Annotated in this window: 23 protein-coding genes; 13 read left to right on the top strand and 10 right to left on the bottom strand. The window is 63.8% G+C overall.

What is annotated here, in order from left to right:
- Positions 1–6 precede the first annotated feature (6 nt).
- Genes BMX85_RS22495 through BMX85_RS22470 form a run of 6 tightly spaced genes read right to left on the bottom strand, consistent with a single transcriptional unit; the run spans position 7 to position 6,920 of the window.
- Positions 7–810, bottom strand: coding sequence for an ABC transporter ATP-binding protein (locus BMX85_RS22495; RefSeq protein ID WP_090324066.1), 804 nt, complete (start codon positions 808–810; stop codon positions 7–9).
- On the bottom strand, positions 807–2,117 hold the full coding sequence (locus BMX85_RS22490) for an ABC transporter substrate-binding protein (RefSeq protein WP_090324064.1): 1,311 nt from the start codon (positions 2,115–2,117) through the stop codon (positions 807–809). Before BMX85_RS22490 ends, BMX85_RS22495 begins: the two co-directional genes overlap by 4 nt.
- 41 nt (positions 2,118–2,158) lie before the next feature.
- Entirely contained in the window at positions 2,159–3,217 is a 1,059-nt protein-coding gene (locus BMX85_RS22485) for a branched-chain amino acid ABC transporter permease (RefSeq protein WP_090324061.1), read from the bottom strand.
- A 9-nt stretch (positions 3,218–3,226) separates the two neighbouring features.
- Positions 3,227–4,123, bottom strand: coding sequence for a branched-chain amino acid ABC transporter permease (locus tag BMX85_RS22480; RefSeq protein WP_177196871.1), 897 nt, complete (start codon positions 4,121–4,123; stop codon positions 3,227–3,229).
- A gap of 2 nt (positions 4,124–4,125) precedes the next feature.
- Positions 4,126–4,959, bottom strand: a complete 834-nt coding sequence (locus BMX85_RS22475; RefSeq protein WP_373924010.1) for an ABC transporter ATP-binding protein — start codon at positions 4,957–4,959, stop codon at positions 4,126–4,128.
- A 14-nt stretch (positions 4,960–4,973) separates the two neighbouring features.
- Positions 4,974–6,920, bottom strand: a complete 1,947-nt coding sequence (locus BMX85_RS22470; protein WP_218147402.1) for an AMP-binding protein — start codon at positions 6,918–6,920, stop codon at positions 4,974–4,976.
- Positions 6,921–7,043: 123 nt separating this feature from the next.
- Here BMX85_RS22470 and BMX85_RS22465 point away from each other — a divergent pair, with 123 nt between their 5' ends.
- The 7 genes from BMX85_RS22465 (at position 7,044) to BMX85_RS22435 (ending at position 13,148) form a co-directional block, all read left to right on the top strand.
- Positions 7,044–7,733, top strand: a complete 690-nt coding sequence (locus BMX85_RS22465; RefSeq protein WP_090324055.1) for a Crp/Fnr family transcriptional regulator — start codon at positions 7,044–7,046, stop codon at positions 7,731–7,733.
- A 498-nt stretch (positions 7,734–8,231) separates the two neighbouring features.
- Positions 8,232–10,046, top strand: coding sequence for an aminopeptidase P family protein (locus BMX85_RS22460; RefSeq protein ID WP_090324708.1), 1,815 nt, complete (start codon positions 8,232–8,234; stop codon positions 10,044–10,046).
- On the top strand, positions 10,043–10,306 hold the full coding sequence (locus BMX85_RS22455) for a hypothetical protein (protein ID WP_090324052.1): 264 nt from the start codon (positions 10,043–10,045) through the stop codon (positions 10,304–10,306). The genes BMX85_RS22460 and BMX85_RS22455 overlap by 4 nt, the downstream gene beginning before the upstream one ends.
- A gap of 9 nt (positions 10,307–10,315) precedes the next feature.
- On the top strand, positions 10,316–11,062 hold the full coding sequence (locus BMX85_RS22450) for an MgtC/SapB family protein (protein ID WP_090324049.1): 747 nt from the start codon (positions 10,316–10,318) through the stop codon (positions 11,060–11,062).
- Between the two features lie 4 nt (positions 11,063–11,066).
- Entirely contained in the window at positions 11,067–11,678 is a 612-nt protein-coding gene (locus BMX85_RS22445; RefSeq protein WP_090324047.1) for a DUF924 family protein, read from the top strand.
- Entirely contained in the window at positions 11,678–12,511 is an 834-nt protein-coding gene (locus BMX85_RS22440) for a Rossmann-like and DUF2520 domain-containing protein (RefSeq protein ID WP_090324045.1), read from the top strand. The genes BMX85_RS22445 and BMX85_RS22440 overlap by 1 nt, the downstream gene beginning before the upstream one ends.
- Positions 12,512–12,785: 274 nt before the next feature.
- Positions 12,786–13,148, top strand: a complete 363-nt coding sequence (locus tag BMX85_RS22435; protein ID WP_090324042.1) for a hypothetical protein — start codon at positions 12,786–12,788, stop codon at positions 13,146–13,148.
- Positions 13,149–13,164: 16 nt separating this feature from the next.
- On the opposite strand, the gene BMX85_RS22430 is transcribed toward BMX85_RS22435, so the two are convergent.
- Positions 13,165–13,761: a molybdopterin-dependent oxidoreductase gene (locus BMX85_RS22430; RefSeq protein WP_090324040.1), complete on the bottom strand. Its 597-nt coding sequence runs from the start codon at positions 13,759–13,761 to the stop codon at positions 13,165–13,167.
- Positions 13,762–13,804: 43 nt separating this feature from the next.
- Here BMX85_RS22430 and BMX85_RS22425 point away from each other — a divergent pair, with 43 nt between their 5' ends.
- Both BMX85_RS22425 and BMX85_RS22420 read left to right on the top strand, forming a co-directional pair.
- The gene (locus BMX85_RS22425) at positions 13,805–14,401 is read left to right on the top strand and encodes an alpha-ketoglutarate-dependent dioxygenase AlkB family protein (protein WP_090324038.1); all 597 of its coding nucleotides are present in this window, start codon (positions 13,805–13,807) and stop codon (positions 14,399–14,401) included.
- Positions 14,402–14,618: 217 nt separating this feature from the next.
- Entirely contained in the window at positions 14,619–15,203 is a 585-nt protein-coding gene (locus BMX85_RS22420) for an outer membrane beta-barrel protein (protein WP_090324036.1), read from the top strand.
- Between the two features lie 66 nt (positions 15,204–15,269).
- Here BMX85_RS22420 and ettA read toward each other — a convergent pair whose 3' ends face one another.
- Complete coding sequence (ettA, locus tag BMX85_RS22415) at positions 15,270–16,937, bottom strand: energy-dependent translational throttle protein EttA (RefSeq protein WP_090324034.1); 1,668 nt, start codon at positions 16,935–16,937, stop codon at positions 15,270–15,272.
- A gap of 175 nt (positions 16,938–17,112) precedes the next feature.
- Here ettA and BMX85_RS22410 point away from each other — a divergent pair, with 175 nt between their 5' ends.
- Together BMX85_RS22410 and BMX85_RS22405 are read left to right on the top strand one after the other, a co-directional pair.
- Positions 17,113–19,014 carry a M61 family metallopeptidase gene (locus BMX85_RS22410; RefSeq protein WP_090324030.1) on the top strand — a complete coding sequence of 634 codons (1,902 nt, stop codon included), beginning with the start codon at positions 17,113–17,115 and terminating at the stop codon, positions 19,012–19,014.
- 13 nt (positions 19,015–19,027) lie between these two features.
- Positions 19,028–19,972, top strand: a complete 945-nt coding sequence (locus tag BMX85_RS22405; RefSeq protein WP_229210629.1) for an alpha/beta fold hydrolase — start codon at positions 19,028–19,030, stop codon at positions 19,970–19,972.
- On the opposite strand, the gene rarD is transcribed toward BMX85_RS22405, so the two are convergent.
- Complete coding sequence (rarD, locus tag BMX85_RS22400; RefSeq protein WP_090324025.1) at positions 19,965–20,852, bottom strand: EamA family transporter RarD; 888 nt, start codon at positions 20,850–20,852, stop codon at positions 19,965–19,967. The genes BMX85_RS22405 and rarD overlap by 8 nt on opposite strands.
- Before the next feature lie 233 nt (positions 20,853–21,085).
- Between rarD and BMX85_RS22395 the strand changes: the two genes are divergently transcribed.
- Positions 21,086–22,966, top strand: a complete 1,881-nt coding sequence (locus BMX85_RS22395; RefSeq protein ID WP_090324023.1) for a potassium transporter Kup — start codon at positions 21,086–21,088, stop codon at positions 22,964–22,966.
- Positions 22,967–23,086: 120 nt separating this feature from the next.
- Entirely contained in the window at positions 23,087–23,965 is an 879-nt protein-coding gene (locus tag BMX85_RS22390) for an FKBP-type peptidyl-prolyl cis-trans isomerase (protein WP_090324021.1), read from the top strand.
- A gap of 66 nt (positions 23,966–24,031) precedes the next feature.
- Here the strand turns inward: BMX85_RS22390 and BMX85_RS22385 are convergent, their stop codons facing one another.
- A complete protein-coding gene (locus tag BMX85_RS22385; protein ID WP_090324705.1) occupies positions 24,032–26,470 on the bottom strand; it encodes an ABC transporter permease in 2,439 nt (812 codons plus the stop codon).
- Between the last annotated feature and the right edge of the window lie 10 nt (positions 26,471–26,480).

The raw sequence follows: 26,480 nt of genomic DNA, 5'->3' as shown, positions 1-26,480 counted from the left end.
GATTCCTCAGGCCAGCCAGCGTTTGCGGCGGCGGTAAAATTTCATGTCGCGGAAGCTCTTGCGGCCGGCGCCGGACACGCCGAGGTAAAACTCCTTGACGTCCTCGTTGCTGGCCAGGTCGGCGGCCGCGCCCTCCATCACAACGCGGCCGTTTTCCAGGATGTAGCCGAAATCGGCGTAGCGCAGGGCGATGCTGGTGTTCTGCTCCGCCAGCAGGAAGGAGACGTTCTCCTTGCCGTTCAAGTCCTTCACGATGCCGAATATCTCGTCGACGATCTGCGGCGCGATGCCCATCGAGGGCTCGTCCAGCAAAATCATCGACGGCTTGGCCATCAGCGCCCGGCCGATCGCGCACATCTGCTGTTCGCCGCCCGAGGTGTAGCCGGCCTGGCTGGTGCGGCGCTCCTTCAATCGCGGGAAGTAGTGGTACACCTTGTCCAGCGATTCCTTGAGCTCCGCGCGCGACAGGCTGCGCGTGTAGGCGCCGGTCAGCAGGTTTTCCTCGATGGTCAGGTGGCCGAAGCAGTGGCGGCCCTCCATCACCTGCGACAGGCCACGCTTGACCAGTTCATTGGGCGTGAGCTGGTCGATGCGTTCGCCCTTGAATTGCACGTCGCCCTTGGTGACGTCGCCGCGCTCTCCGCGCAGCAGGGTGGAGATGGTCTTCAAGGTGGTGGACTTGCCGGCGCCGTTGGCCCCCAGCAGCGCCACGATTTTCCCCTGCGGGACCTGTAGCGACACGCCCTTCAGCACCAGGATCACATGGTCGTAGATCACTTCCACGTTGTTGACGGAGAGGTAAGGCGTCATTTTGCGCAAGCAGGGGTGATTTTTTTCTCGGCCGCATAGGTCGCGGAGCTTTCTTCCAGCAGCTTGCGCGTGAGCGCCTTGTCGCCGACGACCCAGTTGGGCGTGATGGCGGTCCACTTTTTGCCGTCCCACTGCTGGACTTTCACCGCGCCGGAGCCTTCGTGGTCGTCGCAGCTGGTCTTCACCACCGGTAGCATGCCGAGCGCGCCGATGGCTTTCTGGCGCGCTTCGTCGACGTTGAGGTTTTCCAGGCCCCAGCGCATTTGCTCGCCGGTGACCGCTTTGCCCTTGCCGAACTTCTCCTGCGCGGTGCGCATCGCCTCGACCCACAGGATGGCCGCGCTGACGCCGCGCATGTGGTACACGGAGCCGATGCGGTTGCGGTCGGCCAGATTGCCCTTGCCGGCTTCGTAGAGTTTTTTTCTGATGTCATCCATCACCGGGTAGTTGCCCGGGGTGTTGAAGGTCATAGCGCTGTAGCCTTTGGCGGCATCGCCTGCCGGCACCGTATCTTCCTCCGATCCCGCCCACCAGACGCCGAGCATTTTCTCGCGCGGGAAGCCGTTGCGCTGCGCGGTTTTTATCGCCACCGCGTTCATCGACCCCCAGCCCCACAGGATCACGTGATCCGGCTTGGCCTGGCGGATCTGCAGCCATTGCGATTGCTGCTCGCTGCCCGGCGGCGTGACGGGGATTTTGATCAGTTCAAACCCGTATTGTTTGGACAGCGCCTCCAGCACCGGCAAGGGCTCCTTGCCGAAGGCCGAGTCGTGGTAGAGATGCACGATCTTCTTGCCTTTGAGTTTGTCCATGCCGCCGTTTTTGTCGCCCAGGTATTTGATCATGCCGGCCGCCTGGTTCCAGTAGCTCGTGATGAGCGGGAAGACGTAGGGGAAGACCTTGCCGTTGGCGGCGTCGGAGCGGCCGTAGCCGATCATCGTCATCGGGATCTTATCGGTCGGCAGGCGGTCGAGCACACCGTAGGCGACACCGGTGGACAGCGGCTCGACCAGCGTGGCGCCGCCGTTCTTGGTCTTCAACCGCTCGTAGCATTCGACGCCGCGCGACGGGTTGTATTCGGTTTCGCATTCCTCCCAGCCGATCTTGACGCCATTGACGCCGCCCGCCAGGTTGACCAGGTTGAAGTAGTCGATGATGCCGCCGTAAAAGCCGGAACCGCCCGCCGCGTAAGGGCCGACGCGGTACGAGGGCAGGGCGACGTACTGTCCGGCTGCCTGCTGCGCCAGCGCGGGCGCGATGGTTGCGACAAGGGCGGCTCCAAGTGCGAACGATGCGATGATTTTCATTGTTGTCTCCTCTTGGTTTACTACGCTGGGTATGACTACGCTCAGTGCGGGAAAGGCCACAGGCGCAGTTTCTCTTTACCGATTTGCCACAAACGCGCCAGGCCGTGCGGCTCGACGATCAGGAAAAATATGATCAAGGCGCCGAACACCATCAACTCCAGGTTGGACGCGACGCTGTTCGGCAGCGACAGGCTGTGTGCCAGAATATTGAGCAGTACCGGCAGCAGCACGATGAAGGCGGCGCCAAGGAAGGAGCCGAGGATCGAACCGACGCCGCCGATGATGATCATGAACAGGATGCGGAACGACAGATCGAGGTTGTAGGCCTCCGGTTCCACGGTGCCCAGATAGGCGAAGGCATACAGCGCGCCGGCCACGCCGCAGTAGAGGGAGCTGACCGCGAACGCCAGCAGCTTGGTGCGCATCAGCCGGAAGCCGATCACCTCCGCCGCCACGTCCATGTCGCGCACCGCCATCCAGGAGCGGCCAACGTTGGAGCGCACCATGTTCTTGGCCAGCAGCGCCATCACCGCCACCACCCCGAGCACCAACAGGTATTTGCGGTCCGGCGTATCGAACTGGTAGCCGAGGATGACGATTTTTTGCGCCGTGATGACGCCGGACGCGCTGTAGTTGGTCAGGTAGGGGATCTTGGTCAGGCACCAGATTACGAAGAACTGCGTGGCCAGGGTCGACGCGGCCAGGTAGAAGCCGCGTATCCGCAGCGACGGCAGGCCGAAGGCGATGCCCACCGCCGCCGCGCTCAGGCCCCCTAGCACGAAGGCCACCAGCACCGGAATGCCTGGAATGCGGGCGACGAAGTTATACGAGGCGAAGGCGCCCACCGCCATGAAGGCGGCGGTGCCCAGCGAGAGCTGGCCTGCATAGCCGGTCAGGATGTTCAACCCGAGCGCGGCGAGCGAGAAGATCAAAAATGGAATCAGAATCGCCGACAGCGCGTACGGCGACGCCACCAGCGGCACCACCACGATGGCGACGACCAGCAACGCGAGCATCGCCACGCGGTCCTGCAAAATAGGGAAGATCTGGCTGTCGGCCTGATAGCTGGTCTTGAATTGTCCTGCTTCGCGATAGAGCATGTTCGCCTCTTAAATTCTGCGGATGATTTTTTCGCCGAACAGGCCTTCCGGCCGCACCAGCAGGAACATCAGCGCCAGCACGTACGGGAACCAGCCTTCGATGCCGCCGCCGACCAGCGGGCCGATATACACCTCGGCCAGTTTTTCCGACGCGCCGATAATCAGGCCGCCGACGATCGCCCCCGGCATCGATGTAAAGCCGCCCAGGATCAGCACCGGCAGCGCCTTCAGCGCCACGAAGGTCAGCGCGAACTGCACGCCATTGCGCGCTCCCCACAGCAGGCCGGCCACCAGCGCCACCACGCCCGCCACGGCCCACAACACCGCCCAGATGCGCTGCAGCGGAATGCCCACCGCCAGCGCGGCCTGATGGTCGTCGGCGACGGCGCGCAGCGCGCGGCCCACCTTGGTCTTGGAGAACAGCAGCGCCAGGGAGGTAACCAGGATGCCGCACACCGCCGCCGCCATGATGTCGAACTGCGACACCAGCAGGTTGAAGTTCTCCATCAGGTATTCCGACGGCACGTCTTCGATCGGCAGTTCCAGCTTGTGCACCTGGTTGCCCCACATCAGCTGCGCCAGCCCCTCGATGAAGAAGGCCAGGCCGATGGTGGCCATGAACAGCGTGATCTCTGGCTGGTTGACCAATGGCCGCAGCACCACCCGTTCGATCGCCATCCCGAGCAGTATCATCACCACGATCGTCAGTGGTATCGCCACCCACAGCGACACGCCGAATTTATCCATGATGCCGACGCAGGTCAGCGCGGCGAAGAACACCATCGCGCCCTGCGCGAAGTTGAACACGCCGGATGCCTTGTAAATCAGCACAAAACCGATCGCCACCAGCGCGTACATGACGCCGGACAGCAGGCCGCCGATCAGCACCTCGAAGAAGAAATTGATGTTCATTCGTGGGCGACTCCAAGATAGGCGTTGATCACATCCTGATTGCCGCGCACCTGGTCCGGCGTGCCGTCGCCGATCTTGCGGCCGTAGTCGAGCACCACCACGCGGTCCGAGATATCCATCACTACGCCCATATCGTGCTCGATCAAGACGATGGTGGTGCCGAATTGGTCGTTGACGTCGAGGATAAAACGGCACATGTCCTGCTTTTCTTCGACGTTCATGCCGGCCATCGGCTCGTCCAGCAGCAGTATCTCCGGCTCGGCGGCCAGCGCGCGGCCCAGCTCCACGCGCTTTTGCAGGCCGTAGGGCAGGCGTCCAACGGGCGTTTTGCGGATCGCCTGGATCTCCAGGAAATCGATGATCTCCTCGGCCTTGACGCGGTGCGCGACCTCTTCGCGCCGCGCCGGTCCCCAGTACAGCGCCTGCATCAGGAAGTTGGACTTCATCTTCAGGTTACGGCCGGTCATGATGTTGTCGAGGACCGTCATCCCCTTGAACAGCGCGATATTCTGGAAGGTGCGCGCGATGCCCGCCTTGGCGGCGCTGTGGCAATCCATGTTCTTGCGGTGCTGGCCGCGAAAAACGATCTCGCCTTGTTGCGGGCGATAGACGCCGTTGATCACGTTGAGCATCGAACTTTTGCCGGCGCCATTGGGGCCGATGATGGCGCGGATCTCGTGCTTCCTCACGTCGAAGGAGATATCGGTTAGCGCCTTCACGCCGCCGAATGACAGCGAGATGTTTTTCAGGTCGAGGATCACGTCGCCGATGACGCGGCGCCCGCCACCAATGTGTGCGCCGAAGTGGGCGTCTGGTTCGTTCATCTGCATGGTCGCGCTCTCCGTCATGCCGCTGCTTGGACCGCGGGGAAGGTCTTGCAGCGCTCTATCTTCAGATCCGCCGCCACCAGGCCCGTTCGGCCATCCTCGAACTTCACCTGCGTCTCGATGTATTGCGACGGCTTACCGCCGTAGAGGGCATCGATCAGCACCGCGTACTTCTCGGCGATGAATTTGCGCCGCACCTTGCGGGTGCGCGTCAATTCGTCGTCGTCGGGATCGAGCTCCTTGTGCAGCACCAGATAGCGGTGGATTTGCGTGTCGCCCATCATCGGCTCGGCGGCCAGGTCGGCGTTGACCTGCTCGATGCAGTCGCGGACCAGGCCATAGACTTGCGGATGCGCCGCCAGGTCCGTGTAGCCGGAATAGGCGATGCCGCGCCGTTCGGCCCAGTTGCCGACGGCCTCGATGTCGATATTGATGAAGGCGCAGACTTCGTCGCGCTCATGTCCGAACGCCACCGCCTCTTTGATGAACGGGAAGAACTTGAGTTTGTTCTCGATGTAGTTCGGCGCGAAGATGGCGCCGCCGCGCATCCGGCCGACGTCCGCCGCGCGGTCGATGATTTTCAGATGGCCTTCGGGATCGAACAAACCGGCGTCGCCGGTGTGGAAGTAGCCCTGCGCGTCAATCGCCTCGCGGGTGGCGTCGGGACGCTTGTAATAGCAATCCATCAGTGTTGGCGATTTCACCAGCACCTCGCCGTTGTCGGCCAGTTTGACCTCCACGCCGGGCGCCGGCAGGCCGACGCTGTCGAATTTGATCTGGCCGTCCGGTTGCAGGCAAATATAGGCGCAGGTTTCGGTCGAGCCGTAAAACTGCTTTAGATTGACGCCGATGGAGCGATAGAAGCGGAACAGATCGGGTCCTATCGCGGCGCCGGCGGTGTAGGCGACCCTCACACGCGACAATCCGAGCACGTTTTTCAGCGGTCCGTAGACCAGCACCCGGCCCAGCGCATAAGACAGGCGGTCGGCCAGCGGCACCGCTTTGCCGTCCAAAATCGCCGCGCCGCTGCGGCGCGCCACCGCCATGAAGTAATGGAACATGGCGCGTTTGATGGCGCCGGCGTCCTCCATCCGTATCATCACGGTAGTGAGCATGTTCTCGAACACGCGCGGCGGGGCGAAGTAATAAGTGGGACCGATTTCGCGCATGTCGGTCATGACGGTGTCCCCGGATTCGGGGCAGTTGACGGTGAAACCGGCCGTCATCGCCTGGGCGAACGAGAACAGGCAATCGCCCACCCACGCCATCGGCAGGTAGGACAGGATGTCTTCCGCGTCGGTGAGGTGCTCGAAACCGACGCCGCCGGTGCCGGCCGCGATCAGCGCGGCGTGGGTCTGGCACACGCCTTTCGGCTTGCCGGTGGTGCCGGAGGTGTAGAGGATGATGGCGTTGTCGCCGCCCTGGCCGGCATCGACGGCGGCGTCGAACATGCCGGGATGGGCTTTGTCCCAGTCGCGCCCCAGCTCCTGCAGGCGGGCGAAGGACAGCAAACCTGGTTGGCGGTAGTGGCGCATGCCGCGTTCGTCGTCGTAGGCGATGTGGCGGATGTGCGGGTACAACGTTTGCAGTTCCATCAACTTGTCGACCTGTTCCTGGTCTTCGACGATGGCGTAGTGGATCTCGGCGTTTTCCAGCACGTAGGCCATGTCGGCGGCGGGAGCGTCCTGGTACAGCGGCACCGGCACGCCACCGAGGCACTGCGCGGCCAGCATCGCCCAATACAGGCGCGGGCGGTTGTCGCCGATGATGGCCAGGTTCATGCCGCGCTCGAAGCCCAGCGCCGCCAGCCCGCAGGCCAAGGCGCGCACTTCGTCGTTCACCTGCGCCCAGTTCCAGCTTTGCCAGATCCCCAGGTGTTTTTCGCGGAACGCGGGTTTGCCTGGTCTGACCTGGCCGTGCGCGAGCAGACGGCGAGGAAAAGTCTCTTGATTGTTTTGCACCAGTGTCTCCGGTTGCTTTTCTTGTACTTGTGTACAGCTTCTTGTGTGATGATATTAGCCTGACACAAAGACCTGCGTTGTCGTTTCGATGACAATTGACCGACTTTTCTATGGTGCGACGCAATAATGCCTGACCAACATCCGATCTCCCTGAAGGAAGCTTTGCGGTCCGCAATCTGGGCGCAAAGCCTGACGCCGGAACAAATGGCGCGCGTCGAGGCCGATACATTTGAAACCTTCGTGCCCAAGGGAGGTTATGTTTGCCGCAAGGGAGATATGGTCGAGAATTGGCTCGGTATTATCGACGGCATGGTCAAGATGAATAATTTTTCGCGTTCCGGTAAAAGCGTGACTTTTACCGGCGTGCCGGCCGGCGGCTGGTTTGGCGAAGGTTCCATATTAAAGAACGAGATTCTTAAATACGATGCGATGGCGTTGCGCGATGCCCGCATCGCGCGCATGCCGGCCGCGACGTTTATGTGGCTGTTGGATTCCAGTTTGCCTTTTACGCGATTCCTGCTAATGCAATTGAACGAACGTCTAGGGCAGTTTATCGGAATGGTGGAAAACGACCGCCTGCTAAATCCCGATACGCGGGTGGCCCGCTGCCTGGCGTCGATGTTTAATTCCCACCTTTATCCCGGCCTGGAAAAACTGATTCAAATATCGCAGGAAGAGTTGGGCCTGCTTTCCGGCGCGTCACGCCAGCGCGCGCATCAGGCTTTACATTTGCTGGAGAAGCAAGGCTTGCTGCGCGTCGACTACGGCGGCATTCGCATACTCGATCTGGAAGGCCTGCGGCGCTACGAAGTATGAGACCTCGTGCCGGAATTTGGCGGATACGCGCCAATACTTGGCACGAGTAGCATGCAAATGCCGTCTTCGCTGGAAATAGAGATAACCTGATGATGGCCGCTTTCCATTTACTTGAAACATGCGTTGCCAACCCTCGTCCGAGGCGAAAGAAATCGTTGAGCGCATCGGTGTCATGTTATTCACCAGAATATCGATACCGGAATAGTGTGCCGCCCGCCTTATTTTTGCTTCCAGCTACGCTTATATCGGGGACCAGTCGATATCGAACAACTCGCGCATCCTGTGGCCAATTCACATGCCGAGGCTTTTTCTGATTTGTCGAAGGAAGGTCGAATTAAAGCTCTGCTCCAAGAGTTCTTCGACGGCGGCACTAATTGCCGGCTGCCTGCGCACGCCGAGGTGAACGGCGACCACCAGCCGCGCCGGGCGATGGCGGTATTCGCGGTATCATAGCGACAAGCTATGCCGCAGTGGCGGCGCACCGGATTCAAGCTACCCATGGATACTTCACAGAACACCCACGTCACCGAGCGCCTGGCGCTGTTGCGCGCCGCGATGCGCCAGCGCCGGATCGACGCGATGATGGTGCCTTCAGCCGATCCGCACCTGTCCGAATACCTGCCGGCCCGCTGGAAGGGCCGCGAATGGCTGTCCGGTTTCACCGGCTCCGTCGGCACCTTCATCATCACCGCCGATTTTGCCGGCGTCTGGACCGACGCCCGCTACTGGACCCAGGCCGAGCAAGAATTGGCCGGCACGTCGATCCAGCTGATGAAGCTCACCTCCGGCGCCAGCGTGCAGTACGTTGACTGGCTGGCCGCCAACCTGCAAGCCGGCCAAACCCTGGCCGTCGACGGTGCGGTACTGGGCCTGGCGATCGCGCGCCTGCTGCGCCAAGCGCTGGAAGCCAACGGCGTCACCCTGCGCACCGACCTCGATCCGCTCGCCGAGATTTGGCCCGATCGTCCCGACCTGCCGGCCGCGCCGGTCTACGAACACCTGCCGCCGTACGCGTCGAAAACCCGCGGCGCCAAACTGGCGGAGTTGCGCGACGCGATGCAGCGGCTGGGCGCCGATCGGCACCTGATCTCGACCCTGGACGATATCGCCTACCTGTTCAACCTGCGCGGCGCCGACGTCAATTTCAATCCGGTGTTCCTGGCGCACGCGCTGATCACGCCGACCCGCGCGACCCTGTTCGTCGCCGACGGCAAAATCGCCCCCGAATTGATTAAGCGGTTGGCGGAGCAGGATATTTATATGGCACCCTATGGCGCCATCGCCGGCGCGCTGGCCGATTTGCCGCACGACGCCGCCTTGTTGATGGACCCGCGCCGTGTCACCTTCGGCACCCGCCAGTGCGTGCCGGCGCAAGTGCGCGTGATCGAGGCGGTCAACGCCACCACCTTCGCCAAATCGCAGAAGAGCGAGCAGGATGCAAGCCACATCCGCGCGACGATGGAGCAGGACGGCGCCGCGCTGTGCGAGTTCTTCACCTGGCTGGAGCAGACGCTGGCCGATCCGCAGCGCGCACCGCTGACCGAACTGGCGATCGACCGCCACATCACGGCGGCGCGCGCGCGCCGGCCGGGCTTTATCAGTCCGAGTTTCGCCACCATCGCCGGCTTCCGCGCCAACGGCGCAATCATGCACTACCGCGCCAGCGAGGCGCACCACGCCGTGATCGAAGGCGACGGCCTGCTGCTGATCGACTCCGGCGGCCAGTATTTGGGCGGCACCACCGACATCACGCGCGTGGTGGCCGTCGGCGCCATCACAGCCGAACATAAACGCGACTTCACATTGGTGCTCAAGGGCGTCATCGCGCTGTCGTCCGCGCGCTTCCCGCGCGGGACCAAATCCCCGATGCTCGACGCCATCGCCCGCGCGCCGCTATGGGCCGAAGGGCTCGATTTCGGCCACGGCACCGGCCATGGCGTCGGCTATTTTCTCAACGTGCACGAAGGCCCGCAGTCGATCTCGCAATCGGCGATGCCGGAGCCGCACACCGCTATGGAACCAGGCATGATCACATCGATAGAACCGGGCCTTTACCGCCCGGGCAAATGGGGCATCCGGATTGAAAACCTGGTGCTCAACAAACCGGCCGGCCAGACCGAGTTCGGCGACTTCCTGCAGTTCGAAACGCTGACCCTGTGCCCGATCGACACCCGCTGCATCGAGCCGTCGCTGCTGCGCGACGACGAAAAGCGCTGGCTCAACGACTACCACGCCACGGTGCGCAGCCGTTTGCTGCCGCTGCTGTCCGGCGACGCGCTGGCCTGGCTGGAAAACCGCACGGTGGCGCTATGAGCGGCCGCGCAACCCGGGCCACGTCGGCCGTCGACCGCCTCAAGGTCCGCAGCGGCAACGCCAAGTATTCGATGTCGCGCACCGCCAGCGGCCACTTCTTCCTGACCGAGGGCCCCGGCCAGCCGCCGCTGTGCGCGCCGCAGGAGCTCGACGACTTCGTCGCCTTCGTCAACGGCATCTCGCCCGGCCCGCCACGGCGCGTCAGCAAGCTCGATGTGGCGTTCGAAAAGCAGCTTGTCAAAAAAGCACCCAAAGAATAAAGGCTCGACATGCCCGCCATCGATTTCCTGAGTGCCTACTGGTCGCACGCCGAACTGGCGACCAACGCCGTGATCCTGTTGAATCTACTGGGTGCGCTGGCACTGGGGCTGATGGTCGGCTACGAGCGCTCGTACCATGGCCGCGCGGCTGGCATGCGCACCTATGGGCTGGTGTGCATGGCGTCGGCCGCGCTCACCGTCATCGGCGGCTATCCCGGGCACTGGTTCGGCGGCCACGTGTCGCAGTACCTGATCAATTCCGACCCGACCCGCATCGTACAGGGCATCGTCACCGGTATCGGCTTCCTCGGCGCCGGCGTGATCATGCGCGAGGGCTTCAACATCAGCGGCCTGACCACGGCCGCATCGATCTGGGCCTCGTCGGTGATCGGCGTCATGGTGGGCGTGGGCTTCTATCTGGGTGCGATCGGCCTGGCGATATTGTGCGCGGGATCGATGGTGTTCCTGACCCGCGTGGAGGCGTGGCTGCCGTCGCGGCACGCGATCGCGATCACGATGCGCTTCAAGGCCGGCTACATGCCGCAGGAGCCGGCGCTGCGGGCCATGGCGCTGCAGCGCGGCTACGAGATCGCCGGCGGCTCGCTGATGATCGGCAGCGACGGCGGCCAGCAGGAGTGGCGCTTCGTCGCCATCGCATTGAGCAAGCGCAGTGGCGCGCCGATGTCGGTGCTGTCGGCCGAACTGGCCGCATTCGACGGCATCCACAGCTTCCAACTGTCGCACGCAAGGAATTAAGACGATGAACGAACAAGCCCAAGCCGTATTCGATTTCTGGTTCCGGCCCGGTCCCGGCCAGCCGGCCGACGCCCCGCGCCGCGAGTGGTTCCAGAAGGACGACGCCTTCGACCGCGAAATCGGCGACCGTTTCGGCGCCTTGATCGATCAGGCGCTGGCCGGCGGCCTGCTGGAATGGGACGCGGAGGGACCGCGATCGCAACTGGCGCGCATCGTGGTGCTCGACCAGTTCACCCGCAACGTCCATCGCGGCACGCCGCGGGCCTTCGCCGGCGACGCGCTGGCGCTGCAAGCGGCGCGGGCGATGGTCGACGCCGGGCACGACGAGGCGCTGCCGCCGCTGCAGCGCGGCTTTGTGTATATGCCGTTCGAGCACGCCGAGGACATGGCGATGCAGGAGCTGGCCGTGGCGCTGTACACCGGCATGGAAAACGAGGAACGCGATGTGGCGTCGGAAGCCACCCTCAAAGGCATCGCCGGCTCGCTCGATTACGCGCAGCGCCACCGCGAGGTGATCCGCCGCTTCGGCCGTTTCCCGCACCGGAACGCGATCCTGAACCGGCCCTCGACCGCTGAAGAGCAGGCCTATCTCCAGCAGCCGGGATCGGGATTCTGATGACGCCGGGTTTGAACCTGATCGGCGCCGGCCATGTGGGCCGCGTGCTGGGACGTTTGTTCGCGCTGCAAGGCTGCTTCAACATCCAGCAGGTGCTCACGCGTTCCGCGGCGTCCGCCCGCGACGGCGTGGCCTTCATCGGCGCCGGCCAGGCGGTCGAGCGCTACGACCAGTTGCAACCGGCGGCGGTGCACGTGCTGGCCGTCGGCGACGACCAGATCGCCGACGCCTGCGCCGCGCTGGCCCGCGCCGTGCCGCTGGCCGGCGGCGTGGTGTTCCACTGCAGCGGCGCACTCGCTTCAGACCAGTTGCAGCCGGCGCGGGACGCCGGCGCGCTGGTGGCCAGCGTGCACCCGATCCGCAGCTTCGCAGATCCGTCGGCGGTGGCGGCGCAATTCGCTGGCACGTTTTGCGGCATCGAAGGCGACGCCGGCGCGCTGGCCGTGCTGACGCCGGCCTTGACGGCGATCGGCGCGCAGCCGGTGCCGATCGACGCCGATGCCAAAACCGTGTACCACGCGGCCGCCGTCTTCGCTAGCAACTACCTGGTCACGGTGCTGGACGCCGCGCTGCGCGCCTACCAGGCCGCCGGCATCCCTGAGCCGGTGGCGCGCCAAATGGCGCAGCCGCTGGCATCCGAATCGATGGCCAATGTGTTCCGGCTGGGCGCTGCCGCCGCGTTGAGCGGGCCGATCGCGCGCGGCGACATGGCGACCGTCGGGCGCCAGCAGCGCGCCGTGGCCGGCTGGGACGCCGCCACCGGCGAGCTGTACCGGGCCCTGGTCGCGCCGACCACCGAGCTCGCGCGCAGAAAACATCAAAGAACGCCGTGAAGCGTGCCGCGCCGCACGCTACGGCACTTATCTCCTTGCAAATTACTACATAACAACTATATTTTAGACAGGATTGCCTGCGGTCCGGCGCCGCCCGGATCAGGCGTTGCAGTTTTATTGGTACGAATTCACAAATAAGTGCCGGGATTTGTCGACAAACGCGGCGATTCGCAATAAGCTTGTTCTTCAGAATGTTTTCTTTGAGAATCAAGAAGTACACAATACAACACGTCAGCAAGACTGCAGCCGGCGCCAATTGGATAGGGGTAAGAACATGTTATTTTTGAAAAGTACGACCGTCACGAAGGCGCCAGGCATTTACGACGTCGACATCGCCGCCAAGCCGCCAGGCAAAACCTTCGGCGTCTTCATGGCCACCGATCCGGACAATCCGCCAACCGAAGTGCTGGCAGCGCTGGCCGCGATGGGTTTCAAGAACACCTACAGCGGCGGCTACACCCACAAGGACCGCGGCAAGGTGCTCGACCTGCACTTCCAGAAGGACGGCACCGACCTGTTCCAGGGTTGGAAGGCCGAGGAAATGGAAGCCAACATGGCCGCCATCACCGCGCTGTTCAGCGGTATCGGCATCACCATCGCGCCGCGCGTGATGACGCTGGCCGAAGCCTACGCTTAAACCCGTCCGCGCGGCCTCACGCCGCGACTTCGATGTGATACAAGGCCCACGGGCAGGAACCGAACCGCTCCGGCAGCGGTTTGCCTGCCATGTCGGGCACTTTATCGGCATCATAGACCGCCCATAGCGGACCGAGTCCGCCCAGCGCCATCGCCGCCCCGTCCAGATGGGTGGCGACGATGTAGCGCTGCGCGCGCGCCTGCGCCACCGTGACCGAGGCGGCATAGCCATCAACCGCCCGCAGCACCAGCTTGACGTTGTCGGCGAGCGCGCCGCCGGCCGCCTTGACCACGTCCAGCAGCAGCGGGCCGCTCAGCGTGTGTGCCTTGGCGTCGTATTCCAGGGTCGGCTTGATGGTGACGGCGGGCAGCGCGGCCAGCGCCGCGAACGTGAACGCGTGCGCCTTTTCGAAACTTAGCTTTTGCTTGAACATCATCTGGTCGCGCACCGGGTCGAACTTGTCCCGGTTGGGTTTGCCGATGGCGCCGGTGACGGTCAATAAGGCGGGGCCGTTGGCGGCGGCCGCGCCGGCGGCGCCAGCGGGCAGGGCGGCGGCCAGGCCGCCGGCGACGGCGGCGCCCACGACGTTGCTCATGAACTGGCGTTTTTTCATGCGGTATTCTCCTCGATCGCGTAGTGCCGGTATCATACCGCGCATGGACTTATTCGCCGACGACGCCGCCCTGACACCGATCCCGATCGAGGATGGCGAACTGTGGTTTCAGCAACGGCTGGCGCTGGACTGGCCGCCGGCCGAGGTCATGCGGCGCCTGCTCGAGGAGACCGACTGGCGCCATGAACAAGTGCAGGTCTGGGGCAAGCTGCACATGCAGCCGCGCCTGACGGCCTGGCATGGCGAGGCGAACTACCGTTATTCCGGCAAGACCTTCCACCCGTTGCCGTTCACGCCGCTGCAACTGCACATCAAGGAGGCGGTCGAGCGCGCCACCGGCCGGCGTTTCAACAGCGTGCTGCTGAATTACTATCGGGACGAGCGCGACAGCATGGGCTTCCACGCCGACGACGAGCGCGAACTGGGGCCGGACCCGGCCGTCGCCTCGGTCAGCTTCGGCGCGCAGCGCACCTTCATCCTCAAGCACCGGCGCTTGCCGAAGACGGTCAAGCTGGCGCTGGGCGACGGTTGTTTGCTACTGATGGCGGGCACCTTGCAGCAACACTGGCTGCACGGCATCAACAAGGAGCGCACGCCGCGCGGTCCGCGCATCAACCTGACTTTCCGCCTGATTTCCTGAGCTGTAATTCAAGGCCTGGGAAATGCTCTTAAGCCTCGCTTAAGTTTGGCGAAGCAGCGATTATACCATGAAACATATGGCTTACACTTGGTCACACTTATTACTAATTCGGTCGTGACGGATGATGGTCGGAGTGCTATCTTGAACACATCGCAATTCAAAGAACTGCGATCCCAAGCAAGTCCCACTTCAATCATTTTGCTGAAAGATCGATATCATGAAAAAAATTCTGTTCGCATTAGTCGCTTCCGCTGCCGCCCTGAGCGCCAATTCCGCCTTCGCCGATGACGCGGGCACCGGTTACATCGGCGCCGGCGTGGTGGGCAGCCGTTACGAGTTCAACGCGCCGAACGCGCTGAGCGGCGACAACCACAGCGGCTACAAGGCCGGCGGCAAGGTCTACGGTGGTTACAACATCGATCCGACCTGGGCTGTGGAAGCGGGCTACACCGACTTCGGTAAAAAGTCGTATAACTACACGTCCAACGGCTTGCCTGGCGGCGTGCGCACCGATGCGCATTCCTACTACCTGGCCGGCAAGGGCACGTGGCCTGTGAACCAGCAGATCGCGCTGTTCGGCAAGCTGGGCGTGGCACGCAACACCAACGAAGTGACCACCAGCGGTTTCTCGTCGGTGAGCGGCGACAAGGACAAGACCGCGCTGTACGCGTCGGTCGGTGCTGAATACGCCGTCAACAAAAATGTCAAAGTCTCGCTGGAATATGAAAACTACGGCAAGAACGACATCGATACCGGCCGCAAGAGCGGTGCTGTGACGGCAGGCGTGCGTTACGCGTTCTAACGGTCTAAGTAATCGCAAACAAAAAAGCCACCGCGAGGTGGCTTTTTTGCGTTGTTACCGGCTCGGTTACACGGTGAGCGGCTTGTAACGGATACGCTTCGGCTTGGCGCCTTCCTCGCCGAGGCGTTTCTTCTTGTCGGCTTCGTATTCCTGATAGTTGCCGTCGAAGAAGGTGACCTGCGAGTTGCCCTCGAACGCCAGGATGTGCGTGGCGATACGGTCCAGGAACCAGCGATCGTGGGAGATCACCAGCACGGAGCCGGCGAACTCGAGCAACGCGTCTTCCAGCGCGCGCAGGGTTTCGATGTCCAGATCGTTCGACGGTTCATCGAGCAGCAACACGTTGCCGCCCTTGAGCAGCGTCTTGGCCAGGTGCAGACGGCCGCGCTCGCCGCCGGACAGGTTGCCGACGATCTTTTGCTGGTCCGAACCCTTGAAGTTGAAGCGGCCCAGGTAGGCGCGCGACGGCATGTCGAAGCGGCCGACGGTCAGCATGTCGGCGCCGCCGGAGACGTCCTCGAACACGCTCTTGCTGTCGCTCAAGGTGTCGCGGTTCTGGTCGACCAGCGAGACGCGGGCGGTCTGGCCGATCACCACTTCGCCGCTGTCGGGCTGGTCCAGGCCGGCCACCATTTTGAACAAGGTCGACTTACCGGCGCCGTTCGGGCCGATGATGCCGACGATGGCGCCGGGCGGGATCGTGAACGAGATGTTGTCCATCAGCAGGCGGTCGCCGAACGCTTTCGAGACGTTCTTGAACTCGATCACTTCGTTACCCAGACGCTCGGCCACCGGGATGAAGATCTCCTGGGTCTCGTTGCGCTTCTGGTATTCGTACTCGCTCAGCTCGTTGAAGCGGGCCAGGCGGGCCTTCGACTTGGCCTGGCGCGCCTTCGGATTCTGGCGCGACCATTCCAATTCCTTGGCCAGCGCTTTTTGACGCGCCGATTCGGTCGATTCTTCCTGCTTCAGGCGGTTGGCCTTCTGGTCCAGCCACGACGAATAGTTGCCCTTCCATGGGATGCCGTGGCCGCGGTCCAGTTCCAGGATCCATTCGGCGGCGTTGTCGAGGAAGTAGCGATCGTGGGTGATGCCGACCACGGTGCCCGGGAAGCGCAACAGGAACTGCTCCAGCCATTCGACCGACTCGGCGTCCAGGTGGTTGGTCGGCTCGTCGAGCAGCAGCATGTCCGGCTTGGACAACAGCAACTTGCACAGCGCCACGCGGCGCTTCTCGCCGCCCGACAGCACGCCGATCTTGGCGTCCCATGGCGGCAGGCGCAGCGCGTCGGCGGCCATTTCCAGTTGCAAATTCAGGTTGCCGCCGTCGGAGGTCGAGATGATCGCTTCCAGACGGGCTTGCTCGGTGGCCAGCGCGTCGAAGTCGGCGTCCTCGTCGGCATAGGCGGCGTACACGGCCTCCAGCTTGGCTTGCGCCTCGAACACTTCGCCCAGGCCCGATTCGACTTCCTGGCGCACGGTTTTTTCGGGATCGAGCTGCGGTTCCTGCGGCAGGTAGCCGATGTTCAGGCCCGGCATCGGCACGGCTTCGCCCTGGATGTCGGTGTCGATGCCTGCCATAATTTTCAGCAAGGTCGACTTACCCGATCCGTTCAGACCCAGCACGCCGATTTTTGCGCCTGGGAAGAAGGACAGCGAAATATCTTTCAGAATCTGGCGCTTGGGCGGGACGATTTTGCCCACGCGGTTCATGGTATAGACGTAATTTGCCATTCAGGGGGGAGCTTTCAAGAGAGTAAGGGATAATCCGTATCCAGCATTATAGGCGCAGCGGACAGCGCCGGACACATCGCGCGCGCATCCGGACACTGCGTTTCAGCAAATTCAAGGACTTAGCGATGGCACGGATCGTGCTCATCACGGCTGTTCTTTATTTCTCTCAACATCCATGAAAAATACGATTTGCGCAGTCCTGTTTGCCATCGTGTCGGCCGCGGCGTCGGCAGCCCTGCCGGCGCCGCGCGACATCCCGTTCAAGGGCGAGATCAGGCTCAGCGTCGACGCCACCGACCAGGTCCATAAAATCCTGCGCGTGCGCCAAACCATTCCCGTCCAGCGCGCAGGCAAGATGGTGCTGATGTATCCGCAATGGGAAACCGACAGCCACTCCGCCACCCAGGAGCTGACCGGCCTGGCCGGCCTGATCGTCAAGGCCGGCGGCCGCCGCGTCGAATGGCTGCGCGACGGCGGCGATCCGTACGCCTTCCACATCGACGTGCCGCAAGGCGCGCGCGAACTTGAGCTGGAATTCCAGTTCCTGTCGCCGACCGCCGGCAACGTGCTGATGAGCCGCGACATGCTGACCTTGCCGTGGCAAAAGGTCGCGCTGTATCCGGCCGGCTGGTTCATCCGCAACATCGCCGTGCGCGCGGAGTTGAAATTGCCGGCAGGCTTCCAGTACGCCACGTCGCTGGAGACGGCCGCCGTCCAGGACCAGCTGGTGTCGTTCAAGCCCACCACCTTCGACGACCTGGTCGACGCGCCCGTGCACGCTGGCCGCTATGTCAAACGGTTCGACCTGGCGCCCGGCGCAGCGCGCCCGGTCCGCCTGAACATGATCGGCGACAACGAGGCGGCGCTGGCCATCCCGCCGGCCATGCTGGACAAATACCGCGCCATGGCCGTCGCGCTGCCGCGCTTGTTCCGCTCGGAGCACTACCGCCATTACGACTTCCTGCTGACCGTGTCCGACATCCTGCCTTCGGGCGGCGGACGCGAGCACCAGGAATCGAGCGAAAACAACTTCGCGCTGGATTTCTTCACCCGGCCCGACGCCCACCTGCCGATGGCCGACCTGATCGTCCACGAATACGCGCACTCGTGGAACGGCCGCTTCCGCCAGCCGGCCGACCTGTGGTCGCCGACGATGAACCAGCCGGTGCGCGGCAGCCTGTTGTGGGTGTACGAGGGGCAAACAGAATTCTGGGGCCGGATGCTGGCCGCGCAGCTGGGCTTGCGCAGCCGCCAGCAAACGCTGGACGCGCTGGCCGTCGATGCCGCCAACGCCGTGGCCCGCACCGGGCGCCAGTGGAAGTCGCTGGCCGACACCACCAACGACCCGCTGTACATGCCGGGCCGCCGGATGCAATGGCGCGACTGGCAGCGGCGAGAGGATTACTACGGCGAGGGCGTGCTGCTGTGGCTGGACGTCGACATGCTGTTAAGGGAGCGCACCGGCGGTAACAAAAGCCTGGCCGATTTCGCCGGCGCCTTCTTCGGCGCGGGGGCGAGCGGCCGCAACGCGCTGGCGACCAGCACCTACACCTTCGCCGACGTCTGTAAAACGCTCAACGCCATCGCGCCGTACGACTGGGCCGGCTACTTCGACACGCGCCTGCGCGCCCACGACGACGGCCACTTGCTGGACGGCCTGGCGCGCGCCGGCTACCGCCTGGTCTACACCGACGAGGCGACCGGATATTTCGTGCAAAACGAGGATTTCAACGTCGGCGGCATGGACTTGAGCACGTCGCTGGGCGTGACGATCGGCAAGAAAGGCGTGGTGAAAACGGTGGCGTGGGAAGGGCCGGCCTTCCGCGCCGGCGTCGGCATCGGCGCCAGGCTGACCACGGTCGGCGAACAGCCCTACACCGACGAGGCCCTCAAGCAGGCGATCAAGTCGGCGGCAACGACGAAACAGCCGATTTCGCTCGGCTTCGATGCCGACGGCCGGTCGCAAACGGTGCTGATACCATACTACGACTCGCTGCGTTATCCCCGCCTCGAACGCCTCCCCGGCAAACCGGACCGGCTCGAACGCCTGCTGGCCCCGAGTCCTCCCGCCTTATAAAAAACCTGAGCCCATGATAAAAACCATACTTTTGCTTTGTATTGCGACGCTGATGCCGCTGCCGTCCAGCGCCGGCCCGGTGAGCATCGATCAATCCTTTACACCCGATATCGGCGGCATAAAGCAGGTTGTCGAGATCAAGACCGACGACGCCGGCAAGCCGGCGCTGCTCTTTTTATCGGGCGGGCCGGGCAGTTCGATGATCAATAACGCGGGCGCTTTCACCGACCAATTGAAAGAGCACTTCACGATTGTTCAATGGGACCAGCGTGACGCCGGCAAGACGCTCAAATTGAATCCCTCTCCCACCAGGCCTTCGCTCGCGCAAATGGATAGCGACACGTTCGAGGTCATCCAATTCGTCCGGACCAAGCTGAAACAGCAAAAGATTTATTTGCTGGGTAGCTCGTGGGGGAACGTGCTGGGTTTCCATATCGTCAAAACCCATCCGGAATTATTAAGCGCTTACTTCGCCGTCAATCCGGTGGTCAGCCAGTTGGCAAGCGAGAAGGAATTGCTTGAAACCTTAAAGCTTCACTTCAAGGACAACGCCGCCGCCAGCGATGAACTGGCCGCGGTCAAGCTGCCGTTTAAAACGGACGACGACCTCTTTCACCTGAGAAAATGGCTTTTCATCAAGGACGGCAAGGCGTTCGCGGCAAGCGCCGACTTCAAGAGTGGTTTTCTGCAATGGTCGAAAGCCTGGTCGCCCGTCTGGAACGAAGTGATGGCCATCGATCTGAACGCGTCGTTGAAGAAAGTCGAGTGCCCGGTCTACTTCCTGGTCGGCAAAAACGATATCCAGACGTCGGCAAGCATCACCGTCCGCTATGCCGAGGCGTTACAGGCGCCCCGGAAGGAACTCTACCTCTTTGAAAAATCCGGGCATCAAATCCATCAGGATGAACCGGAAAAATTCCAGGCGACGATCATCCGGACGCTGGCCGCCGTTAGGTAGCCGCAGGCGGCCGGCGCCGGCCGGCCCACAGGCCCTCGGCCACGTACAACACCAGCGCCGCCCAGATGATGACAAAGCCGATCAGGCGGGCCGGCGGGAACGCTTCGTGGAACACCCACACGCCCAGCAGTGCCTGCATGGTCGGCGACAGGTATTGCAGCAAGCCCAGCGCGGCCATCGGGATCTTGCGCGCGCCGGCGGCGAACAGCAGCAGCGGAATGGCGGTGATCGGTCCGGCCGCCGCCAGCAGCCAGCGGGTGCTGTCGAATTCGCTGTTGACGAAGGTGTTCTGGCCGTGCAGCGTCAGCCACACCACATAGACCAGCGCCAGCGGGAACAGGATCATCGTTTCCAGCGACAGGCCCTCGAGCGCGGCCAGCGCCGCCGTCTTGCGCAACAAACCATAGGAACCGAAGGTGATGCCTAAAATCAAGGCAATCCACGGCACCTGGCCGGCGGACCACGTCAGCCACAGCACGCCGCAGGCCGCCAGGCCGATCGCGATCCATTGCGCGCGCCGCAGTTTTTCCTTCAGCACCACCATGCCCAGCAGCACGTTGACCAGCGGATTAATGAAGTAGCCGAGGCTGGCATCGATGACGTGGCCGTTGTTGACCGACCAGATATAGACGAACCAATTTGCGGAGAGCAACACGGCGCTCGCGACGAAGCTGGCCAGCACGCGCGGCCGGCCCAGCGTTTGCGGCAGCCACTTCCACTGGCGCCGCGCGGTCAGCACGATGGCCAGGAACAGCAGCGACCACAGCATGCGGTGCGCGAGCATTTCCAGCGCCGGCACCTCGGCCAGCGCGTGGAAATACAGCGGGAACAGTCCCCAGCAGAAGAACGCGAAGGCGGCGTAAATAATACCTGGATTCATGGTGCGCAGCGGCGTAAAGGGGACGGGCCGACATTATCGCCCAATTAAGTCGGACTTGCTGGCCGCAGGGCAACAACGGCGTTCCCGCAGCGCGCCAAACTCGCGCTCGCGGCCACAGCAGCGTACACTGGCGGTATTGACTAATTGGAACGCCCGCGTATGCCAAAATCTCCTTGCCTTTTGCAAATAGTTATCCTATTGTGCAACGCACCAAAACAACAACAGGTGCAATCTTGACCGAGCAACACAAGAAAAGCAGCGTCGCCGCCCTCACCTTGGCGGCGGTCGGCATCGTATACGGCGACATCGGTACCAGTCCGCTCTACACCCTCAAAACCATCTTCGACCCCGACCACGGGCTGGTGCTCAACGAATTCAACCTGCAAGGCATCATCTCGCTGATTTTCTGGGGCCTGACGATGATTGTCTCGCTCAAATACGTCACCTTGGTGCTGCGCGCGGACAACCGCGGCGAGGGCGGCATCATGGCGCTGATGGCGCTGGCGCTGAACTCCGTCACCAAGGCGGCGCCGCGCTGGCACTTTCCGCTGATGCTGGTGGGCGTGTTCGGCGCCACCATGTTCTACGGCGACAGCGTCATCACGCCGGCGATCTCGGTGCTGGGCGCGATCGAGGGCCTGGAAGTGGCCGCGCCGGGCCTGGAGCAGTACATCGTGCCGCTGTCGATCATCGTGCTGGTGTCGCTGTACGCGCTGCAAAGCCAGGGCACGGCCGGCATCGGCCGCTGGTTCGGGCCGATCATGGTGGTCTGGTTCGCGGCGCTGGCCGCCATGGGCGTGATCAACATCGTCGCCGCGCCGCAGATCCTGTACGCGCTCAATCCGATGAACGCCTTCTACTTCATGCTGGAGAACCGCATGATCGCCTTCGTCGCGCTCGGCGCGGTGGTGCTGGCCTTCACCGGCGCCGAGGCGCTGTACGCCGACATGGGCCACTTCGGCAAAAAGCCGATCCGCGCCGCCTGGTTCCTGATCGTGTTCCCGGCGCTGGCGCTGAACTACCTGGGCCAGGGCGCGCTGCTGCTGACGCACCCGGAGGCGGTGTCCAATCCGTTCTTCAACCAGTTGGGCTCATGGAGCGTCTACCCGCTGGTGGTGCTGTCGACGATGGCGGCGGTGATCGCCTCGCAGGCGACCATTTCCGGCACCTTCTCGATGACCAAGCAGGCCATCGCCCTGGGCCTGCTGCCGCGCATGCGCATCCTGCACACCTCGGCCACCGAGATCGGCCAGGTCTACATCCCGGCGGTCAACTGGCTGCAGCTGGTGGTGGTGCTGATGGCGGTGATCGGCTTCGGCTCGTCGGACAAACTGGCCGGCGCCTACGGCATCGCGGTCACGGCCACCATGCTGTGCACCACCGTGTTGACCTTCTTCGTGATCCGCTACCGCTGGCACCTGCCGCTGTGGCTGTGCTTTAGCGCCACCGGTTTCTTCATCATCATCGACATCCTGCTGTTCTCGGCCAGCACGCTCAAGCTGTTCCACGGCGGCTGGTTCCCGCTGCTGCTGGCGATCATCCTGTTCACCATTATGATGACCTGGAAGCGCGGGCGCGAGCTGGTGTTCAAGAATCTGCAAAAGCACGCCATTCCGCTCGAGGAGTTCCTGTCGTCGCTGTTCGTGGCGCCGCCCGCGCGCGTCTACGGCACCGCCATTTTCCTGCGCGGCGAAAGCGACGGCGTGCCGCACGCGCTGCTGCACAACCTGTCGCACAACAAGGTGCTGCACGAGCGCGTGGTGTTCTTCACCGTGCACATCGTCGAGGAACCGTGGGTGCCGGAGGACGAGCAGGTCAAGGTGATCGACCTCGGACACCAGTGCTACCAGGTCAATGTGTTCTACGGTTTCAAGGATGAACCGGATATTCCGAAGGTGCTGGCGCAGTGCGAGTGTCTTGGCCTGCCGTTCGAGATGATGGAAACGTCGTTCTTCATCGCGCGCCAGACGGTCATCTCGACCCCCGGCCACGGCATGGCGCCATGGCGCGAACATTTGTTCGTGACGATGTCGCGCAACGCCCGCGGCGCGGCCGACTACTACCAGATTCCACCGAACCGCGTGATCGAACTTGGCACCCAAGTGGAAATATAAGCACACAATCGGCGCTAAAAAATGTAACCGAATGTAGTGCTTGGGGCGGAGGTGCCGGCGTCTGCTAAACTTCTGCTCCTAAAAGCTTGCACGAATATGAACTGTTCATCAAAGGTCATCATGAAATCGAAGTTTCACATTATTGTTGCTGTTGCCTGCCTGGCGATCCTGACGGCCTGCGGTGGCGGTTCGAAGAAATCCGATCCGGTCGTCGTGCCGCAGCCGGCGTACGCGATCAAGGATGTCACGGTCGGTGGCGGCACCGGCAGCGCCACGCTGGCGGAAAAAGGCGATCTGGTCGCCGTTGCCTACACCGGCTACCTGTACGACTCCACCAAGCCAGACGGCATCGGCGCCAAGGTGGAAAGCTCGATCGACAGCGGCACGACGGCGCCGCCGTTCACGCTAGGCGTGGGCGGCATCGTGCCGAACGGCTGGGACCTGGCCGTCGTCGGCATGCGCGTCGGTGGCGTGCGTCTGGCCACCTTGCCGGACAACCTGGCCTACGGCGCCGCCGAACGCAAGGCGCAAACCGTGTTGGGCGTCGCGTACGCCGCGATACCGGCCAACTCGCCGCTGGTCTATGAACTGCGACTGGTCAGCGTCGTCAAGCCTAACCAGCTGCCCAATCAGCCGGGTGGGACCACGCTCGTCATTACGGAACTTCAGGCGGGTACGGGCGCCGCCGCGACGGCCGGTAAGACAGCCGTGGTTCGTTACACGGGCTGGTTGTATGACCGCACCGCCGTTGACGGCAAGGGCAAACAGTTTGACACCAACATCCGTACGCCCGCGGTGGACGCCTTGTCGATCGTGATCGATTCCTCGCCATTGAAAGTCATCCCCGGCTTTAACCTGGGTGTGAAGGACATGAAGGTTGGTGGCAAACGCACTGTTTACATTCCCGCGACGCTCGCTTACGGCTCCGCATCGCCGTCCACCACCATCCCGGCAAACTCGAACTTGATCTTCGACATCGAGCTCATTTCGGTCAACTGATCGCCGACGGGACGAACTGAAAATGGCAGCCGATCGAACGGCTGCCATTTTTTTTGTCCGTACGGCTTAGTCGCGCAGCGCCCGCGCCGGGGCGATGCGCATTGCCGCCAGCGTGTGGCGCGCAGTGGCCAGCGCCACGATCATCAGCGCCGCGGCCAATGCCGCCGCCGGCGCCCAGGCGCCCAGCGGCGTGCGCTCGACGAAGGGCGCCATGTAGTGCTGGATCGCCAGCATGGCCGGCGGCAGCCCGACCAGCGCCGCGACGCCCGTCAGCAGCACGAATTCCCGTCCCACCAGCGCGCCGATGGCCGCGCGGCCGGCGCCGTGCAGCTTGCGCAGCACGATCTCGCGCGCGCGCCGCTGCACGCTGTTCGCCGCCAGCACGTAGATGCCGAACGCCGCCAGCGCAAACACCACGGCGGTGGCGCAGGCCAGCATCCTCGCCACGCGCAGGTCGTCCGCGTAGGCCTCGGCGTGGTAGGCGCCGGCGCGCCGTATGACCGGCGGGGATGTCGGGAAGTAGCGCAGCGCCGTCGCCGCGATCGCCCGCTCCAGCGCCCCGGCCGCGCCGCTTGCCGACGGCGCGGCGCGCATCCGCACCGTCAGCAGGCGGCTGCGCTCGGCCGGCAGGTACAACATCGGAACCACCGGTTCGCGCAGGGTGTACCAGCGGATGTCCGGCGCCACGCCGACGATGCGCCAGTTGGAGTCGGGCAGCCGCTGGCCCAGCGCCTGTTGCATCGAACTCCAGCCCAGCGCCGTCACCGCCGCCCGGTTGATGACGATATTGCGCTCCCCGTCCTTGGCGGCGCCGTCGGATTTGTCGATGCGCGGGTCGAACAGCCGCCCGGCGATGGCGGACAGGCCGTAGACATCGAAGAACTCGGGACTGACGAATTGCGCCGTGATCCCGGCGGTGCTGCCGTCCGTACGCCGCAGCGATACGCTGCCGCGTGTGCCGGTGTGGTCGTCGCGCCCGGGCACATTGAAGCTGTCCGCCACGCCGGCGACTTCCGGCAGGCGCGCGACGGCGTCGCGGAACGCCAGCGCCCGCGCATCGTCCAGCCCTTTGCTCATTTCCACGACCAGCAACGGCGCCGGATCGAAGCCTGGCGGCGCCCGGCCGGCGAACTGGGTCTGCCACAGGATCGCCAGCGCCAAGCTGCCGGTCGCCATCGCCGTGGCGAACTGCAATGCCGTCAGCACGCGCCGCAGCCACGCGCCGCCGGCCGTTTCGCCGCTGCGGTGGGCCAGCGCGGCGCCCATGTCGACGCCGCGCGCCAGCCAGCCCGGGTACAAGCCCGCCAGCGCGCCCACCAAAACGCCGGACAGCAGGCCGCCCGCCAGCGACAGCGGCGTGAAAACGCCATCGAGCCGGCGGTCCAGCAATTCGCCGCACAACGGCAGCAGCAGCCACGCCATCAGCATGCCCAGCGCGGCGGCGGCCAGCGACAGCAGCACCGATTCGGCCATGAACTGCGCCAGCAGCCGGCGCGTGGTGGCGCCGAGCACGCGCCGCACGGCGATCTCGCGCTGGCGGCGCAGGGTGCGCACCGTCGCCAGGTTGACGTAATTGACCACCGCCAGGGCCAGGATCAGCAGGCCGGCCGCGCCCATGGCCAGCACCAGGCGCATGTCGCCGCGCGGGCCCGAGCCCAGGGTGTTGGCGACGCTGCGGTCGAAATAGGCGTCCGCCAGCGGTCCGAGGCCGATATCGACCATCTTGCGGCCGTTCAGCATGGTGGCCATCTCCGGCGTGGCCATGCTCTGCCACGGGGCCCGGTCGACGACATCCTGCAGGACCTTTTGCAGCGTCGTCGCGCTGACGCCGGCGCCGGTCTTGACGTAGATGCGGCCTTCGATCCCCATCCAGTTGGACAGCGCCCGCTGGCGCTCGGCGTCCGGCCACAGCGCGCTGCCGATGCCGACCATCGCGCCGAATTGCAGGGTGCTGTTGCCCGGCCGATCGTCCAGCACCGCGCGCACCTGCAAGGTTTGACCGCCGATGTCGACGGTCTTGCCCAGCGCTTCGGCGGCGCCGAACAACGCCAGCGCGGTTCGCCGCGTCACCGCCAGGCCGTCCGGCAAGGTCAGCGCCTGTTGCAGGCTGCCTTCCCGCGCCCGCAGGCCGGCGATGCGCTCGAAGGCCGGATCGACCGCCATCACCTCCAGCTCGCGCTCGCGCCCCTGCAGCGACACTGTGGTCTTGTGCGGCCACCACACGCTGGCCTCCAGCGGCAGGCCGCTGCCCAGCGCCACCTCGCGCAGCGCGAACGGCGTGTATTCCATCCATTGCGGCTGGGGGATGAAGTTGAGCCGGTGCTTGATCACGTAGACGCGCTCGCGCTGCGGCACGTCGCGGTCGTAGCTGAACGAGTAAGCCATAAATCCGAGCAGCAGAAAACAGACCGCGAAGCCGGTGGCCAATCCCAGCAACTCGACCGCCGATTGGAATGGTTGGCGGATCAGCAGGCGCCAGCCGATGCGAAAGTCCCGTAGTCTCATCTTCATCCCC

It is taken from the genome of Duganella sp. CF517, assembly GCF_900110275.1.
Taxonomy (GTDB): domain Bacteria; phylum Pseudomonadota; class Gammaproteobacteria; order Burkholderiales; family Burkholderiaceae_D; genus Rugamonas.
This window is presented reverse-complemented; position numbering and strand designations above follow the sequence as displayed.

What these genes read in the sequence shown, in the direction of transcription:
- BMX85_RS22495 (WP_090324066.1), bottom strand. Translation starts at nt 810, where the DNA reads ATGACGCCTTACCTCTCCGTCAACAACGTGGAAGTGATCTACGACCAT.
- BMX85_RS22490 (WP_090324064.1), bottom strand. Translation starts at nt 2,117, where the DNA reads ATGAAAATCATCGCATCGTTCGCACTTGGAGCCGCCCTTGTCGCAACC.
- BMX85_RS22485 (WP_090324061.1), bottom strand. Translation starts at nt 3,217, where the DNA reads ATGCTCTATCGCGAAGCAGGACAATTCAAGACCAGCTATCAGGCCGAC.
- BMX85_RS22475 (WP_373924010.1), bottom strand. Translation starts at nt 4,959, where the DNA reads ATGCAGATGAACGAACCAGACGCCCACTTCGGCGCACACATTGGTGGC.
- BMX85_RS22465 (WP_090324055.1), top strand. Translation starts at nt 7,044, where the DNA reads ATGCCTGACCAACATCCGATCTCCCTGAAGGAAGCTTTGCGGTCCGCA.
- BMX85_RS22460 (WP_090324708.1), top strand. Translation starts at nt 8,232, where the DNA reads ATGGATACTTCACAGAACACCCACGTCACCGAGCGCCTGGCGCTGTTG.
- BMX85_RS22455 (WP_090324052.1), top strand. Translation starts at nt 10,043, where the DNA reads ATGAGCGGCCGCGCAACCCGGGCCACGTCGGCCGTCGACCGCCTCAAG.
- BMX85_RS22450 (WP_090324049.1), top strand. Translation starts at nt 10,316, where the DNA reads ATGCCCGCCATCGATTTCCTGAGTGCCTACTGGTCGCACGCCGAACTG.
- BMX85_RS22445 (WP_090324047.1), top strand. Translation starts at nt 11,067, where the DNA reads ATGAACGAACAAGCCCAAGCCGTATTCGATTTCTGGTTCCGGCCCGGT.
- BMX85_RS22440 (WP_090324045.1), top strand. Translation starts at nt 11,678, where the DNA reads ATGACGCCGGGTTTGAACCTGATCGGCGCCGGCCATGTGGGCCGCGTG.
- BMX85_RS22435 (WP_090324042.1), top strand. Translation starts at nt 12,786, where the DNA reads ATGTTATTTTTGAAAAGTACGACCGTCACGAAGGCGCCAGGCATTTAC.
- BMX85_RS22430 (WP_090324040.1), bottom strand. Translation starts at nt 13,761, where the DNA reads ATGAAAAAACGCCAGTTCATGAGCAACGTCGTGGGCGCCGCCGTCGCC.
- BMX85_RS22425 (WP_090324038.1), top strand. Translation starts at nt 13,805, where the DNA reads ATGGACTTATTCGCCGACGACGCCGCCCTGACACCGATCCCGATCGAG.
- BMX85_RS22420 (WP_090324036.1), top strand. Translation starts at nt 14,619, where the DNA reads ATGAAAAAAATTCTGTTCGCATTAGTCGCTTCCGCTGCCGCCCTGAGC.
- ettA (WP_090324034.1), bottom strand. Translation starts at nt 16,937, where the DNA reads ATGGCAAATTACGTCTATACCATGAACCGCGTGGGCAAAATCGTCCCG.
- BMX85_RS22410 (WP_090324030.1), top strand. Translation starts at nt 17,113, where the DNA reads ATGAAAAATACGATTTGCGCAGTCCTGTTTGCCATCGTGTCGGCCGCG.
- BMX85_RS22405 (WP_229210629.1), top strand. Translation starts at nt 19,028, where the DNA reads ATGATAAAAACCATACTTTTGCTTTGTATTGCGACGCTGATGCCGCTG.
- rarD (WP_090324025.1), bottom strand. Translation starts at nt 20,852, where the DNA reads ATGAATCCAGGTATTATTTACGCCGCCTTCGCGTTCTTCTGCTGGGGA.
- BMX85_RS22390 (WP_090324021.1), top strand. Translation starts at nt 23,087, where the DNA reads ATGAAATCGAAGTTTCACATTATTGTTGCTGTTGCCTGCCTGGCGATC.
- BMX85_RS22385 (WP_090324705.1), bottom strand. Translation starts at nt 26,470, where the DNA reads ATGAGACTACGGGACTTTCGCATCGGCTGGCGCCTGCTGATCCGCCAA.